We start from the raw sequence: 15,103 nt of genomic DNA, 5'->3' as shown, positions 1-15,103 counted from the left end.
TTTTGGGAGGGAAGAATGTTGACAAATCGTGAACTCGATCTTGAATGGGTAGAACTAATTAAACAAGCACTGGACGCTGGAATTTCTAAAGAAGAGATCAGGAAATTTCTTAACAACCAATGTCAGGAATTGAAATCCAACTGCAAAGTGATTTAACATAAATAAAGTCTTGCGAAGGATTCGCAAGACTTTATTTATTGCCTAATTTCCATTTATTAAATTCAATGAACTCCCGGAACTGTTCCTTGGTAATACCTGAATCCATCGCTTCTTCTGCAATTTTTAACCACTCATGATCAATATTCTGATCTTCAGGTTGGTCATATAAAAGAGCATCCATAGGAATCCCTAAAGCAGCTGATACTTTCTCAAGAAACTGAATGGAAGGATTCTGTTGAAGGTTACGTTCTATTGAACTCAAATATGACTTTGCAACACCTGCCTTTTCAGCGAGCTCAGTCATGGACATTCTTTTTTCTTGTCTATATTTCTTAACTCTCTCTCCAATCATCAGGAACACCTACCTAAGAAATTCATCATTGAAGTTACAATTATAGTTACAATTATATCATACATTTATTTTTTGATTACATAATTTCGTACCTTTAAACGCTAGGCTTTGCCGTTGCAGGTATCCTTGGTTTGGACACCATCTTCTCGCGGAATTGACGAACCAATTCTTCACCGGAATATCCTTTTTGCACTAAGTCATCAAGCAATATTTCCGCATATTCATTCCGCTGTTTCTTTAACTTTCCTTCAAACATGATGCTGATATGATCATCCATCTCCTTGATGCAGCGAATGGACGTCATGAAAGCTGCGGGGTCATTGGCTTCATGGGAAATCACAACCTGGATTTCCAAATCTTCCTTACCTTGCTGGGCTTCTTGAAAGAATTCGATGTATTCATTAGACAAGTACGTTTCGACAAGCCATGTTTTCTGCCCGTCCTCTTTATTGATAATCAGACCGTCCACAAGATCAAAGTCACGCAGTTCATCGTTCTCCACTACTTGCAGTGAAATCACTTTAAAGGTTTTCATGAACGAACATCTCCAATTTAAAGGTTTTACCAAATTATATCACAGGGCGAAATGTTTCCATAATACATTTCCCTATGGAAAAAAGGGTGAAACTTGTAATTTTATGTATTTCTCCCTGTTTTTGATCTGAAATCACGAAATCTCCCTAGGGGAATTTCCGAAATTCAAGCCCTTTTCGCCTCGAATTTCGGAAATTCACGATTTTACAAGATTTGTATGTTGGTTGTAAGATGAAAACACCTTAACAGAAAGGAGGAGCCGGATTGATCAACCAAGTGACCCTGGTGGGCAGGCTGACGAAAGATCCCGAAGCAAGAAAAACGATGGAAGGAAGATCTGTACTTAGTGTGACGGTTGCCGTAAACCGTCCATATAAAAACCAGCAAGGTCAGATGGATACGGACTTTGTGCTCTGCACGATTTGGAACCGGGCGGCCGACAACACGGAAAAATACTGCAGGAAAGGATCCGTTGTTGGTGTGACAGGAAGGATCCAAACCCGTTATTTTGAAAATGATCAGGGAAAACGAACCTATGTAACGGAAGTCGTAGCTGAAAATGTGCGCTTTCTGGATAGTAAGCCATCTTCTGTCACCACCGCCGAACCAAGTAAGAAAGAGCCGATTGAATTACCGTTCTAATCTGTATATAAGGGAGATGGAGTCGTGACCACACTGCAAGACCTGGAACAAAGAATCGATAGACTGGAAAAACTAGCGGAGGATCTTATTAAAAAAGTAGCTAGAGTCAATGTCGAAAATTTTTACTTATCCCAACGCGTGACCGCCCTTGAACAAGGGTACGAATATCCAATGAAAACCCCATCATAAACCTCAACTTAGAATTCTTTCCATACGCTTTACCCAACCTATAAGCACTGTCTCAAATTCCAATGGTCACCGCAAGATTCCCCTGTTTTGCCTCATTAGACATAAACATGCGCAGCGAGTAAGCAAGTGATGTATTCCCCTTATCGTCTTCATATTGAGCCAGTTTCCTTTTGGGGAGGCTGGTGTTTTTTTATGGTCTGTTATATATGCTGAGGGGGTGTTCTTTCACAATTTGGCACAAAAATTTTAAAAAGTGGCCTAATTAACTGTAAAAGTGGCCCGATAAAGCCCAGAAGTGGCGCAATTATGATGAAAAGTGGCACAATAAATCAATACTTTACAATTATACTTGTAAAGTATCTCAACTAACATCCGCTCACCAGCTAAAAAACCCCTTTCCCACAAAAGGAAAGAGGCTAAATCTACTCCAACACCAACAATGATTCCAAATCTTGATCCGACAATTCCGTCACCCACTGATCGCTGCGGATGATTTCGTCGTTCAATGCCTGCTTCTTCATCAGCATGGCATCTATTTTTTCCTCAAGTGTTCCTGATGATACCAGCTTATGAACGTGCACAAATCGTTTCTGTCCGATCCGGTAAGCACGGTCGGTGGCCTGATTTTCAACAGCCGGGTTCCACCAGCGGTCGTAGTGAACGACGTGGTTGGCAGCCGTTAGGTTCAGTCCCGTACCGCCGGCTTTCAATGACAATAGGAAGACAGGGAATTCGCCATTCTGGAACTTCTCAACGAGCTCATCCCGTTTACCTTTCGCCATGCTTCCGTTTAAAAACGGCACCTTTACATCAAACTCTTCCTTCATCACGTCCTGGATCATTTCACCCATCGAAATATACTGAGTGAAGATGAGACAGGCTTCTCCTGATTCCAACGCGGTTTCCACTATGTCCTTCAGCTTCTGCATTTTTTCAGAACGGGACAGGATCGACTTTGGATCCGGTTCTTTCAGATAGAGAGCAGGATGATTGCACAGCTGCTTCAGCTGATTCAGCATTTGCAGGATCAGACCTTTGCGCTCGAAACCACTCAAGGTTTCAATTTTAGCAAGAGTGTCTTTCACCAGCTGTTCATACAGTGCGGCCTGCTCAGCAGTCAGATGACAATACTCCTTCTGCTCAAGCTTTTCAGGAAGATTCAATTCCACTTCAGGGTCTTTCTTTGTTCGACGCAATAAGAAAGGCTTGATCTTAGCCTGAAGCTCTTTGACCTTTGCTTCGTCCTCGTCTTTTTCGATGGGTGCGATGTAATTCTTCTGGTACTGTGTGAATCCGCCTAGATAGCCGTGGTTCAGGAAATCAAAGATGGACCACAGTTCCGACAGCCGATTCTCCATCGGGGTTCCGGTCAAAGCAATATGATGCTTCCCTTTTAGCTTCCGGATCGCGCGTGATTGTTTCGTATTGGCATTCTTGATATTCTGTGCCTCATCAAGGGAAATCGAACTCCATTCGACAAGTGAAAGCTCTTCATAATCAATATGGGACAACCCGTATGAAGTGAGGACCACATCGACATCCTTGATGGCAGCAGTGAAATCCTTACCCTTCGCACGTGTCGGTCCATAGTGAAGATGAACCTTCAAATCGGGTGCAAACTTCTCCATCTCCCGCTGCCAGTTTCCGAGTACTGAGGTAGGGGTGATAATCAAGGAAGGTGTCGCCGGTTTCTCGGTTTCTTTCACATGCTGAAGGTACGTGATCAGCTGTACCGTTTTTCCAAGTCCCATATCATCGGCGAGACAGGCACCAAATCCAAATTTCCGTAAAAAGAGCATCCAGCTCATACCGAGCTGCTGATAAGGACGAAGCTCACCGTCAAAATCAGCAGGCGTTTCCGTCAGCGGGATTGATGACACATTCGTCAACTGATGGATCATTTTTTTCATTGAACGATTGAGTTCGAGCTGAATGCGGGCATATTTGTAAGGATCATGCTCGTCGTCATCGGGATCCAGGTCTGATTCATCCGCATCACGTGGGACAAGCTCCTGCTCGAGCATATCCTGGATCGAGATTCCTTCCTGTTTTGCTTTCGTCATCATCTGTTGAATGCGTCGAATCATGGTAGGATCTAGTTTCATCCATTGGCCACGGATTTTCACTAATCGACGCTGATCGTCTACGAGTTGATTAAAGTCATCTTCCGATAAGTTCACGCCGTTCATGGACAAGCGCCAGTCGAAGTCGAGCATGGCGTTCAATCCGACGAAGGATGGACGGTAGCTGGTGTCAGTGGTCTTGAGTTTCGCTTTCACCAGCACTTGAGCGTCCTTCATCGCTTCCCACCATGATGGAAGGAGGATTTCAATATCAAGATCAATGAGTTTTTCGCTCAGCACGGATAAGAAATCCCATGCGTCGTGCTCACCAAGTGCCGTCCGAAGGGAGCCATCCATGTCGCGAAGAATCGGCATCATCTTCATCCAGCGTTCTTGTTCCTCCGATACGTCGGTGAGATGTTTTTTCCAGGAAGGAGGGACGGTATCCTCATTCAGGGAAATGATGCGGCTCGTTTTCTTCCGGTCCCGTAATACTGTTTCAAGCTCCCAGGACTCATCTTCATCAAGGGGCTCAGTAATACGGAGTCCGATGGAGAACGGCAGCTCTTCATCACCACCCGAGATCCATTCACTCCAACGTCTCTCATCAAAGTACGCATCCAGCTCCTCAGAAGTAAGCGTACTCTCCTTCAGCTTCTGGATCCGCTTCATCGCACTCGATCCACCTGAAGCCATCGCCTCATTCAATGCACCCTGAAACCAATTTTCTGTTAACGATTTGAGGGACGGACCTCCACCAGGCAGCTCTTCTTCCCAAAATTCGTCGTTGAAATTCGACCAGACTTCATCAGGGATGTGGAACTGGAGTCCTTTTTCCTGCCATTCCTCAAATCGCGGGAGCCAGCGGCCGGCTTCAACCGCTTCATAAATGACCGGAGCAATCGCGATGCACGCCTGCCCGGTCTCATCCCAGTCCCATTGGATCATGCTGCTAAAATGTTCGCCTGCAAGGAGGGTGAGAAACTGCCACTGGGTGACAGGAATTCCGCCATCGGTTTCCTCCAGCAACGTACCATAGTAGCTTTCTTCATGCCAAAGAAACAGCTGGCCCTTCCATTCTTTCGGGGGCAGCAGCTCACCTTCATCGTTTTCCGCAGTGATGAAGAAACGGTCTTCATATTCAGTTGTGTGGACATTGATTTTGACGGAAGACAGTTTAAGCATCGATTAACTTACCCTTTCTGCACTCTTCTTGGAACGCGCGTAATCGCTTGTATTTATCGAGGATATAGGTGAGATACACGTCCCACTTATCCGTTTTCTTCGTTTTTTTATAAATCGTCCGGATTTTTTTCATATACCGGACAGCCTGCTTGTAGCTGTCGCGGTTCTTCTGGTCGATTGATTCTATGACGCCGGTGAAGTAGATCGGAAGGGCAAGCTCCGGGGCTTCCTTCGTCACGTCGCGAAGGCCCATGCCTTCCATCTCACCGATGCTGTAGCTCATGTATTTCTGCAGCTCGACCCACTCACGATAGGCCTTAGCACTGATCAAATACTCATTGTATGAAAAGAAGCTGTACGGCAGCATGGAAAGCAGAAGCTCATTCACAAGGGAGCTGTCCTTTTCCATCAGCCAATCCATCGGCAAAATCCGCACAAACCAGCGGACAAATCGAGTCGCTTCATAATAATCCAGGCTTTCAAGATGATCCGGCATCCTCGAAAGGATATTCCGAACCAGGAAGAGTCCGACTTCGTAACGCTTTCCGACGAAAAATTTACGAAGCCAGAATTCACTGAATGAGACCAGTTCCGTCCCAAGCTCATCCACGACTTCGCTCGCTTTATTCAGATCCTCAAGGAGCAAGTATTGATGAAGGAGAGCGACATTGTAGAAGGTAGTGTCTTCACTGTCCTGTTCTTCGAGTCGCGTCACTTCTTCGCGGCGCCACGACTTCTGTTTGAACAAGTAATACCACAGGAAGCGGTACACTTCCGCCTTCATCATCGTACTGTTCTCCGTGGAATCACTCATATCGATCGTCTGCTTTTTCAAAAAGGCAATATACGGATCAAAGCTGAACGGCATGGCGTGGATTGACAGCTTCTCCACGGCGTCTTCCATTTCTCCCAGAAGGAAATCATACATGCTATACTGCTCCCGGCTCAGTTCGACATTCCTATTTTTCAAATGAAGGTCGATGTGAATCGATAAGAAAAGTGTCGCGAAAAGCTGGTAAAGAGGCTTCCATTCCCGTTCGAACGGTGCTTCCTTCATAAATCGTTTCGTAATATTCTGCACGAGGACATCCATTAAATAGGGCTGTCTTTCAAGTAACTCCAAGTCTTCTTTTTTCAGAAGGGAATCAAAGAACTGCCACCATTCCTCCGGCGTGTTACCCCGCGTTTTCCGTTCGTTCAATAGATCGCTTGCTTTCTTCAGGGTGCCGTGCTTCTTCATTAATTCATCCAGTGATTGGGCTTCCTGAGTGACAGGCTTCGACTGGCTCCGCCAATTCTGGATCCACTCACTCACACGCCCAACCTTGTTATATAGCATAAAAAAGGTCGCCATTTGATGCCGGCACCATTTATCCTGCGGACATGAGCACTTGCTTAACAGGGGAAATGACAGATTCAGCTCAAGGGTCACAGGCGTCACATCCTGAACCTCGGCCGATACTTCTTCATCCCGGACCTTCACGTTCGAAACCAGATTCTGACGGAACAAGAGAAGGCCCTTCGACACAACATTCTTGCTCTCATCCTGATTCGGGTCCAGCTCACCCTGTATCGACTGACTCATGGGAAGTAATTTATCCTTCAACTCCTGAATACGAATCGACATCAACCAACCTCTCCAATCTATAAAATCGCATTCTTTTATTATAACGTAAAAGGAGGGGGAAAAGGAACATGGGGTGGAGGGAGTGGTGGAAAGGGGTGTGGGAAGTTTGTCGGATTGTGTGGGAGAATGTGCTTGGCAGCGCGTCGGGTAGGGGCAGTTGATAATATATTTGGAAAGGTGGTAATAAGAAGACTGAAGTCGATAATAAATCGCCAAGAGTAGATAATATATCTTGAAAGTCGATAATAAAATTGAAGATTGTTTAAGAGATCCCGCCAAAGGTGTCCTCACACCAGACGTTAGAAGGGAATTTGAAAATAAAATCCTGGATTTGAAAATAAAACCCATTGTTTTGAAAATAAATCACCAGAATTGAAAACAAACTGCCCCAAATTGAAAATAAACATGAATATTCCCCATCAAATCCTACCCAATCCCCACCTTACTCCTCTACATGAACGTAAAACGTATCCCCATCATACAAATTCACACTCTTCAACCCCACTTTTTCATCATTTCTCCAATAAAAGTTCTTATTTTCCGGAAAACGTAGCACTTCATCTTCCTTCTTCGCGACCATCACTGGGTTATTAGAGGTCCGTCCCTCAATCTCCACCAAAAATCCCATATCTCGATAAAACTTCTCTCCGTTTACATACCAATCTGCAAATTTCCCCGTCTTTAAGGAAAATCCCATATACTCAGAAATCACCAGTGGAATGTCAGTGTTTTCAATCAGTCCACTTGGCCGACCCGGTCCATAGGCATACAAAAAAACGTCCTCCCCGGTGTGTCCGTTCGTAGTAAAACCGAGATTCGCCCGCTTTGACATCAGCTTTACCATTTCACTCTCGAGGTCATCCATACTCTTAGCATCTTTCATCGTACGATATTCTCCGCTACTCAGGTTCCCCAATCCATAGCTTGAAACAACCTCCTTCAAATTCGAACGATCCTTTTTCAACTGAGAAGTCGCCCCCTTAACAGTAAGCTTGGCTTTCTTCAAAGGTTCAATAAATTTCTCGGCAGGGAGGCTTTTATAATTCTCATTTGTCCCTTGATTTCCAAGTGTCAAACCACTATTTCCATGATCCGTGACGGCAACAACCATGGTGTTCCCGTCTTTCCTGGCAAAGTCCAGTACTTCTCCCACAGCATCGTCAAAGCTCAGGACTTCGCTGATCATTCCAACGGGATCGTTCTTATGAGCGGCCCAATCCACTTTGCTTCCTTCGACCATAAGGAAGAATCCTTTTTCGCCTTGCGAGAGTCGAGCAATGGCCGCATGGGTCATTTCCGACAGAGATGGTTCAGCAGGTTTTAGCGCCTTCCTGTCCAGTTCATAGGAGATGTCTTCAGCGGCAAACACTCCCCACAGTTTAGAAGATTTCCCTTTTCTCAGAAGTTCGTCCCTGTTCAGGATCAAATCATAGCCGGAAGCTCCGATCTCCGTCACCAGATTTTCGCCATCTTCACGGCTGAACTGCTTGGTTTTAAGCATGCCGTCGTCGTCTTTTGTGTGGTCTTTAACCTGAGGCTTGAGCCACGCAGCACCTCCACCCAATACAACATCCAGCCCTTGGTACACCTGCTGCTCACCGATATCGCCGAATTCATCCCTGCTCAAGGTGTGGGAAGTGAAGGCGGCTGGGGTGGCGTGCTGGACCGGGGAGGTGGAGACGATGCCGGTTTTGTAACCCGATAGCTTTGCCCCTTCAAGAACGGTCAACACGGGGTGTCCATCTGGATTCATACTTATATAATCAGCTTTCGTCTTCACACCCGTCGCCATGGCCGAACCGGCTGCAGCGGAATCGGTTATGGCCGATTGGTCGGAGTAGGTCCGAACCCCACCCACCAGAATCTCATCCAGTTGGAGGTCAGTCCCTCGATACCAGCGGGAGAGGGTGAGGATGTCGGAGTTGGTGCCGTCCATGATGAGGAGGATGACGTTTTTGTGGGGTGGCGAAGCTTTTAGGGTTGAAGCGGGGAGGGAGATGGAGAGTAGGGACAGGAGGGTGGTGAGGATGATGAGGCGTTTGAGTGTTTTCATGGTGGGTTGAGCGCTCCTTTTTAATCTGTGTTGTAAGTTTAGTATTTGTTGGTTGGGGAGGAGTATGTACAGAATCAATGAAAAAACGACCCGTCAATGGGACGAGTCGCTCTTTACATCATCTAAGGTGAAATACTTGGAATTTTGATTAGCAAAATCATTAAATTTAAAAAGCAATCTAGTTATATCTTTGTCGCAATCAGATACGTTTCCATAGCCCTCGTATTTTGCTAAGTAGCGCATTTCACTTATATGATCTGCCTCATTAAATACCGAGGCAAGCTCTTTAGCAGGAATGTCTCTTTCCTCTAGATTACGAAGACAACGCAAGATCTCTTCATAATCCTGCGTCTGAACCAATTTAAGGTTTAATAAGCCTAATATTATTTTGACCGGTAATTCATTTTCTTCATGACTACAAGAAAATTGCATATCTGCACACGTTTGATTAATGGTTGTATCTGGATAAAGAGAGAGATCTATAAGCTCACAAGGGGGAGAATCTAATTTCTCGATTTGTTTATCTGCCCAATGAACAACATCATTCTTCGAAAAAAATCCGATGGTTGGGCCTAAGCAATAGACTTTGATTTGTAATTTATTATTCAATTTTATTCTCCAATAAGTGTGTATTTAAAGCGGAATCGCACCTGAAATGAACATCAGGTGCGACTCAACTTATTTTCGTTCAAGTATCCCTAATAATAGGTTTTCCAGGACCGTCTGGCGATCCAGCTTTTTTAGCTCGCGTAACTTGATCTTATCCCAGTCCAGAGCGGTTATAAAGGGAGTGTTATTCTTTAATGCCGGAATTTGATCAGGGTAAACAACATAATATTCGCCTGCTTTCACGCCTGATTTAATTTGTTGTTGCCCATTCACTTTGAGTCCCGTTGTAACGTTGCGTTTTTCTACCGTTCCTTTTTCATTTAGAACCCAAATATAGGTAGCATTTCCGTCTTTCTCGATAGAGGTTACTGGAACAAGCCAAGCTCCTTTGACTTCTTCCGTAATGATCGATAAGTACACATGATGCCCGGGAAGAAGTTTATTGTCTTTATCTTGAAATTTCACTTCTACAGGATACATGCTGTCGGTTTGGATATGTGGATCGTTTTTAGGAAGTGTAGCCACCTTGGTTACGCTCCCTTTTTGCAGCTTTTTTTCAATATCCGATTGGACGGTAACATTCATGTCTTCCTCGACAGTAACAACTTCTTCCTCGGTAAGATCCGATTTAACAATAGTAGACTGTGATGCGATAGTAATCAGTGGATTATCAATGGAATGGGAAAGGTCTTGGATGGTTCCTTCCACACTGCTTTGAACGGTCAGGGTCGTTTCGTATGACTCGATATCTGAAATTTGACGATCTAAATTGTTAATCTGACTTTCTAATCGATCGATTTCTAATTCTTTCGCGATAATCTCTTTCTTGATTTCGTATTCTGATTCAAGGGAACTTGCGTCTATAGGAATATCTTTATCATCAGTTGATTTAGAAGGTAGGGATAACTCCAGTCGTTTTAAAGCTGAAATATTGTCCTCAATATTATCAATCTCACTTTCAAGTTGATCCGCTTCCGATTCTAAGGCATTTTTTTGCTGCGTTTGATCCGTTACTTCATATTCATAAAGAGGTGTTCCTGACTTTACCTGGTCCCCTTCTTTTACAAGGAATTTTTTGAAGGAGCCGAATTGGTCGTTGAAATAGATATAGTTTTCCTCTTCAGGTGCGACTACTCCGGCTTTAGGCAGTTCTCTTACAAGATCACCTTTATGAACAGGGGCCCATTCGGCAATGCGTACTTCCCGATCGATTTTGCTGCTCGCTTTTTCTATAAGATAAGTATTTGTTCCTATAAACAACGTAGCAAGTGTTAGGGTACTAACTAAAATGGTTTTTTTCTTCATTATGTATCACAGCCTTTAGATAGTTAAATTAGGGTTGATATATTTAAGAAAGCTAGTAATGCATTTAGAGACCAAAAGAACAGGTTGGTAAACAGTATCACTAACCAGATAATCCAATTTTTTTGATTGGTTAAGCGTTTGATACCTTTGTATTGAATATAGAAAACCCATACTTTAAATAGTGAAAAACTCCCCAATAAATAGATTACAAAAGAATTGGACGTAAGGTATTGGGAGATGACTCCAAGTGAAAGCGGTGATGAATACCATTCCAGTGAATAAAACAAGGACATTGGGATAAATGTTAGCTTTTCAAGTAATAAAATAATTAACACAAGCCCTTGGGTAATAACGAGTTTACGATATTCACCCTCATTGGAAATAGTCCAGAAAATAAGTGATGAGAAAAACAACATGATGGCTGCATAAAGGCCTCCGGCTATTAATCTACCTAAGAAGAATAAGAATTTTTCCAATTCAAAAGAGGTAGGGGTAAGCTTGATTATTTCATTAGACAGAGAGCCCATTCCAATTCCGAATGAAGATATTAAACCAAATACTGCAATTGATAAAAAGAATAAAGAGAAAATTCGGTTCTTATAACCTTTTATTTCCTCCATTTCACTAAGTTGATAAAAGAAGATTGATGGGTGTTTTAAACCCCTAAAAAGTCTGACTTCTCGATACATAAAATGTTGTCCTCCACCTTTTTAGATTCCTCATCTTATTCTATCGAATATCATCGAACTTTTCCATAAATTGTAGAATGTAATTTGAACTAAAAAAAGCGTCAATAGGACGCTTTTTTACTAAGCTTGGTATGTTAAAAAGGTAGTTCCTGCAATAAGCAAGATGGTTATGATTAAGAAACTTATGTACATGACCACTTTCTGAGTTTTCTTCTTTCTAACCATTTCTTCTGGTGTTAAATATGCCATACTAATTTTCTCCCTCTTTCCTTAACTTTGCTGTTGCAAGACATTTTGAACGAACGGGATTTCTATTTATATTGTTCGCTAATTTTCCCCATACCAACATTATATCGGAAGAATATGTAAAATATTTATAGGTATTAAAGATTATTTATTTGGTATTTGTCGAAAATTCGATAGGGAGATTTTGTAGAAATATGGTAAAATATCAAATAAATAATGTTTGAAATAGTATCTAATTGTGTAATAAAGTGATAGAAACTGTTTGATATTGTAGGAGGTTGACATTTTGAAAGGAAACTATAGTAAGGACCGACATGTTCTATCTATAATACAAAAAGCGTATGATAAAGGCCAGCAGGATAACATGGATACAAACAAAATGATTCACTGGCTAAAGCAAGAGCTACAAACAGAATATTCAGTAGGTCAAAGTAAAAAAGCGTTGTAGATTCAAGTAATCTACAACGCTTTTTTACTTGTTATGGTTAGAGGGACGGACCTCAATTTATTATCAGAAAAGGAACAGAAACCTCATTATATCCGTGTTTTGGTTATCGAATGTAAGGTCCGTCCCTCACCTCTACCAGTCTTTCACCGTTTGGTAAAAGTGGTTAACCTGGGAGATGAACTTCTCTCTGCGCTTTTCAGTGAAATAGGAGAGGGATGAGAGGGTTCGTTTGAGTTTTGGGTGCTCCTGAAGAGTTTTCATGATTTCTCTTGTCTCGTCGTCTTCGAAGTGTTCCCGTAGGATCATGGGATCGTGACTTTGTCCAAGACCGACGCTTTCCTCGCCATACATGATCCGGTTCATCTCATGAGTAGGAATTTTATAGACTTCTTTAAAGGTAAGGAGCATCTTGTAGGGGATGTCCCTTGTGCCATTTTCATAGTTCGATAATGTGCTTTGGTTAATATTTAAACGAAGGGCGGCTTCTCTCTGTGTAAGTTCCAATACGTCATTGCGATAATGCTGTAACTCTACATGTAAATCCATCGTTTTCACCGACTATCCCTTTTTTCTTCAAGATAAAGGTTTTGTGTACCGGGATTATGAAATTACACGATTTGAAATACTTATTTTGATTACGATTTTAAATAAAATGGTAAAAGTATACAATTTTACAATGAAACATATTAAAATGTAAATATAATTGTAATTTTGTCGATTTGGGGGTAAAGGTGGAGATGGAATGGGGGAGCGAGAAAAGGGGAGAGTCGGACTTTTGACCATAAGGGGAGCAGAGAAACAGGTCACTTGGGTCCGTTTGAATTCAAATTCAAACCTTGTACTCAGCACACAACATAATGGAAAACAACTATTAATCTACTACAAAAAGAACAACTACTAGAAGAGGGACGGACCTCTACCCGGTTCATTTATTCGAGACTATAAATGAAATTAAAGGTCCGTCCCTCTAAAAAAAAGAGGATTTTAGGAAGTTATGTCGAATAGGTATTAGTGTACGATTTTAATTGAAAGAAAAGGAGTGATGTTATGGTGCGAATGCCTCGGAATTGGAGTCCGGGTGCCACTTATCATGTGACGGCGAGAGGGAACAGGAAGCAGGACCTGTTTCATGATCAAGAAGACCGCAAGAAGTATTTAATGTATTTGCAAGAGACGAAAGATAAGTATCCATTTACCATCCACGCTTACTGCTTGATGCCCAACCACATTCATCTGCTGATCGAAACCCACGATGTCCCACTCGAAAATATCATACGAACTTTCCATACCCGCTACGCCGTTTATTTCAACAAAAAATACGACTATGTAGGCCATGTTTTCCAAGGACGATATGGATCCACTAAGATCGATACCCCATCGTACTTTATTAAAGCCAGCAGGTATATTCACCAAAATCCCGTTGAAGGGAAGCTCACCCTCCACCCCGAGTCTTACCCATGGAGCAGTTATCCTTTCTATATTCACTCCATCGATCATCCACTTCTTTCAAAGGAACGCACTCTCAATTATTTTCCCGCACCTCAAGTCAAACGGTACAAGAAGTATGTAGAAAAGGAAGTCCAAGACGGCCCAGTCGACAAAAATACAATTAAAAAGTGAAAAATATATATTATTTTTGGAAAATTTTAGAGGATTATCTATAACTGTGTCGAAAATTTAAATGTGTAGGACAAAATAACTATTTCTAGAAGGAGGAACAAATGAGAAAAGAGTATATTTTGGTATTTGAAGATTTTCACGTTTCCAAAAGGAGCATAAAGAAATCAAAAAAGCATTTAGTTGTCTTTCAAGGACAGCATTATCACAGTAAATTAGTCGTCGTGAACCAGCCACCTGGTTTTTCCCATGCACTGGAGAGCATCATGTATTCGGATAAGATTCTCGAAACAATCGGGTTCACCACACTATTCGCCGTACCCATCGATCGACAACACTCCATTCCGTTTAAGTTTGTCCGCATTGGAGACACCGCACCGAAGGACTGCAAGGTGGTACTTGAAAAGAGGAATGGTGTCGAGAAACTGAATATCCTGCCTCTCTATCCTGTGGACGGCCCACTTTCAAGTGAAGACATACAGGACATTCTCTCCTACCTGAGCCTGAAGTCCGAAGATGGCACCGTCACCTACCTCATGAACAGCCCCAAGGTATACAAAGGAAAAGGCAAAAAACAAGAAGAGTAAAGGAGGAATCAGGCGAACCTAATCTGAATAGGTACGTCTTTTTTTGAGGGACGGACATTCGCAGTGTGTTCTATACCTCCGTCGCTCTTATTACACCTCAAAAACCCTTTACCACGCTACCAAACTACCTCTCTAAGTTTCTAAAATCACCACTTTTTTCGTTGACCTCTTTCGATTCAGACCATACAATAATAGTAGTTATTAGTATTTTTAGAATTTTCACTGAAGGTGCGAATGCCACTTGGATAAGACAGATCATACTCGTATCGGAAAGAACGCCATGCTTCTTCTCCTGCTGGACAGGGAGGAAGAGGAATGGAACCGTCATTTTAATGAACTGAATTGGAGTTACTGCACCGGGAAGATCGGATCCATGGACAGTCAGAAAATCGTTGCCGCGATTGAAACAGCGGCGAAGCGGAGTGACCTGGTCCGGGAAGATCTGTACCGGGAGATGCATGCCTTGTACCACGCAATTATGGAAGCTTTAACGGGGGTTACCCGAGGCCATACACAACTGGGAGAGATCCTGCGGACAGTGGGATTACGCTTTTCCGTTGTCAGGGGCACTCCATATGAGAGTGAAGAAGAAGGCGAATGGATCGCAGTTGCGTTATACGGAACGATCGGTGCCCCCATTAAGGGCTTGGAGCACGAGACGATCGGACTTGGAATCAATCATATTTAAAAACTTTAGAGCCTAGAGATATTAGTTGAAAGGAGGCTCGACCAACGGCAGAAGTCTGTCTTTGGTCGAGCCTCCTTTTTGTGTGGGTACGTGCAGGTGTCCGTCCCGCA

16 protein-coding genes are annotated in these 15,103 nt (G+C 42.9%); 7 read left to right on the top strand and 9 right to left on the bottom strand.

The window, feature by feature from the left end; translation table 11 throughout:
* Window positions 1–15 precede the first annotated feature (15 nt).
* On the top strand, window positions 16–156 hold the full coding sequence (locus LCL96_RS18455) for an anti-repressor SinI family protein (RefSeq protein WP_224943906.1): 141 nt from the start codon (window positions 16–18) through the stop codon (window positions 154–156).
* A gap of 34 nt (window positions 157–190) precedes the next feature.
* Here LCL96_RS18455 and LCL96_RS18450 read toward each other — a convergent pair whose 3' ends face one another.
* Both LCL96_RS18450 and LCL96_RS18445 read right to left on the bottom strand, forming a co-directional pair.
* Window positions 191–511 carry a helix-turn-helix domain-containing protein gene (locus tag LCL96_RS18450; RefSeq protein WP_159363078.1) on the bottom strand — a complete coding sequence of 107 codons (321 nt, stop codon included), beginning with the start codon at window positions 509–511 and terminating at the stop codon, window positions 191–193.
* Between the two features lie 94 nt (window positions 512–605).
* Entirely contained in the window at window positions 606–1,046 is a 441-nt protein-coding gene (locus LCL96_RS18445) for a YwpF-like family protein (RefSeq protein WP_224943894.1), read from the bottom strand.
* A 263-nt stretch (window positions 1,047–1,309) separates the two neighbouring features.
* On the opposite strand from LCL96_RS18445, the gene LCL96_RS18440 reads away from it, so the two are divergent.
* Together LCL96_RS18440 and LCL96_RS18435 are read left to right on the top strand one after the other, a co-directional pair.
* Entirely contained in the window at window positions 1,310–1,687 is a 378-nt protein-coding gene (locus tag LCL96_RS18440; RefSeq protein WP_224943891.1) for a single-stranded DNA-binding protein, read from the top strand.
* A gap of 24 nt (window positions 1,688–1,711) precedes the next feature.
* Window positions 1,712–1,876 carry a hypothetical protein gene (locus LCL96_RS18435; protein ID WP_224943888.1) on the top strand — a complete coding sequence of 55 codons (165 nt, stop codon included), beginning with the start codon at window positions 1,712–1,714 and terminating at the stop codon, window positions 1,874–1,876.
* A gap of 422 nt (window positions 1,877–2,298) precedes the next feature.
* On the opposite strand, the gene LCL96_RS18430 is transcribed toward LCL96_RS18435, so the two are convergent.
* The 6 genes from LCL96_RS18430 to LCL96_RS18405 form a co-directional block, all read right to left on the bottom strand.
* Window positions 2,299–5,124, bottom strand: coding sequence for a DEAD/DEAH box helicase (locus tag LCL96_RS18430; RefSeq protein ID WP_224943885.1), 2,826 nt, complete (start codon window positions 5,122–5,124; stop codon window positions 2,299–2,301).
* Window positions 5,117–6,751, bottom strand: a complete 1,635-nt coding sequence (locus tag LCL96_RS18425; protein WP_224943882.1) for an SWIM zinc finger family protein — start codon at window positions 6,749–6,751, stop codon at window positions 5,117–5,119. The genes LCL96_RS18430 and LCL96_RS18425 overlap by 8 nt, the downstream gene beginning before the upstream one ends.
* Window positions 6,752–7,193: 442 nt before the next feature.
* Window positions 7,194–8,804, bottom strand: coding sequence for an alkaline phosphatase (locus LCL96_RS18420; RefSeq protein ID WP_224943879.1), 1,611 nt, complete (start codon window positions 8,802–8,804; stop codon window positions 7,194–7,196).
* Window positions 8,805–8,897: 93 nt separating this feature from the next.
* Complete coding sequence (locus LCL96_RS18415; RefSeq protein WP_224943876.1) at window positions 8,898–9,413, bottom strand: hypothetical protein; 516 nt, start codon at window positions 9,411–9,413, stop codon at window positions 8,898–8,900.
* 69 nt (window positions 9,414–9,482) lie between these two features.
* Window positions 9,483–10,718, bottom strand: a complete 1,236-nt coding sequence (locus LCL96_RS18410; protein ID WP_224943873.1) for an efflux RND transporter periplasmic adaptor subunit — start codon at window positions 10,716–10,718, stop codon at window positions 9,483–9,485.
* A gap of 23 nt (window positions 10,719–10,741) precedes the next feature.
* Window positions 10,742–11,407 carry a hypothetical protein gene (locus LCL96_RS18405; RefSeq protein WP_224943870.1) on the bottom strand — a complete coding sequence of 222 codons (666 nt, stop codon included), beginning with the start codon at window positions 11,405–11,407 and terminating at the stop codon, window positions 10,742–10,744.
* A gap of 532 nt (window positions 11,408–11,939) precedes the next feature.
* Between LCL96_RS18405 and LCL96_RS18400 the strand changes: the two genes are divergently transcribed.
* Entirely contained in the window at window positions 11,940–12,101 is a 162-nt protein-coding gene (locus tag LCL96_RS18400; protein WP_224943867.1) for a hypothetical protein, read from the top strand.
* Between the two features lie 132 nt (window positions 12,102–12,233).
* On the opposite strand, the gene LCL96_RS18395 is transcribed toward LCL96_RS18400, so the two are convergent.
* Window positions 12,234–12,647, bottom strand: a complete 414-nt coding sequence (locus LCL96_RS18395) for a helix-turn-helix domain-containing protein (RefSeq protein WP_224944500.1) — start codon at window positions 12,645–12,647, stop codon at window positions 12,234–12,236.
* A gap of 501 nt (window positions 12,648–13,148) precedes the next feature.
* Between LCL96_RS18395 and LCL96_RS18390 the strand changes: the two genes are divergently transcribed.
* The 3 genes from LCL96_RS18390 to hutP all read left to right on the top strand — a co-directional run bounded on the left by LCL96_RS18390 (window position 13,149) and on the right by hutP (window position 14,993).
* The gene (locus LCL96_RS18390) at window positions 13,149–13,721 is read left to right on the top strand and encodes an REP-associated tyrosine transposase (protein WP_224943865.1); all 573 of its coding nucleotides are present in this window, start codon (window positions 13,149–13,151) and stop codon (window positions 13,719–13,721) included.
* 101 nt (window positions 13,722–13,822) lie between these two features.
* Window positions 13,823–14,305 (top strand): hypothetical protein, encoded by a 483-nt coding sequence (locus LCL96_RS18385; RefSeq protein WP_224943863.1) that lies wholly within the window; start codon window positions 13,823–13,825, stop codon window positions 14,303–14,305.
* Window positions 14,306–14,546: 241 nt separating this feature from the next.
* Entirely contained in the window at window positions 14,547–14,993 is a 447-nt protein-coding gene (gene hutP, locus LCL96_RS18380; RefSeq protein ID WP_224943861.1) for a hut operon transcriptional regulator HutP, read from the top strand.
* Window positions 14,994–15,103 lie beyond the last annotated feature (110 nt).

Source organism: Rossellomorea aquimaris (genome assembly GCF_020172085.1).
GTDB lineage: Bacteria > Bacillota > Bacilli > Bacillales > Bacillaceae_B > Rossellomorea > Rossellomorea aquimaris_E.
The sequence above is the reverse complement of the archived record's forward strand: the minus strand, read 5'-3'. Positions and strand labels throughout refer to the sequence as shown.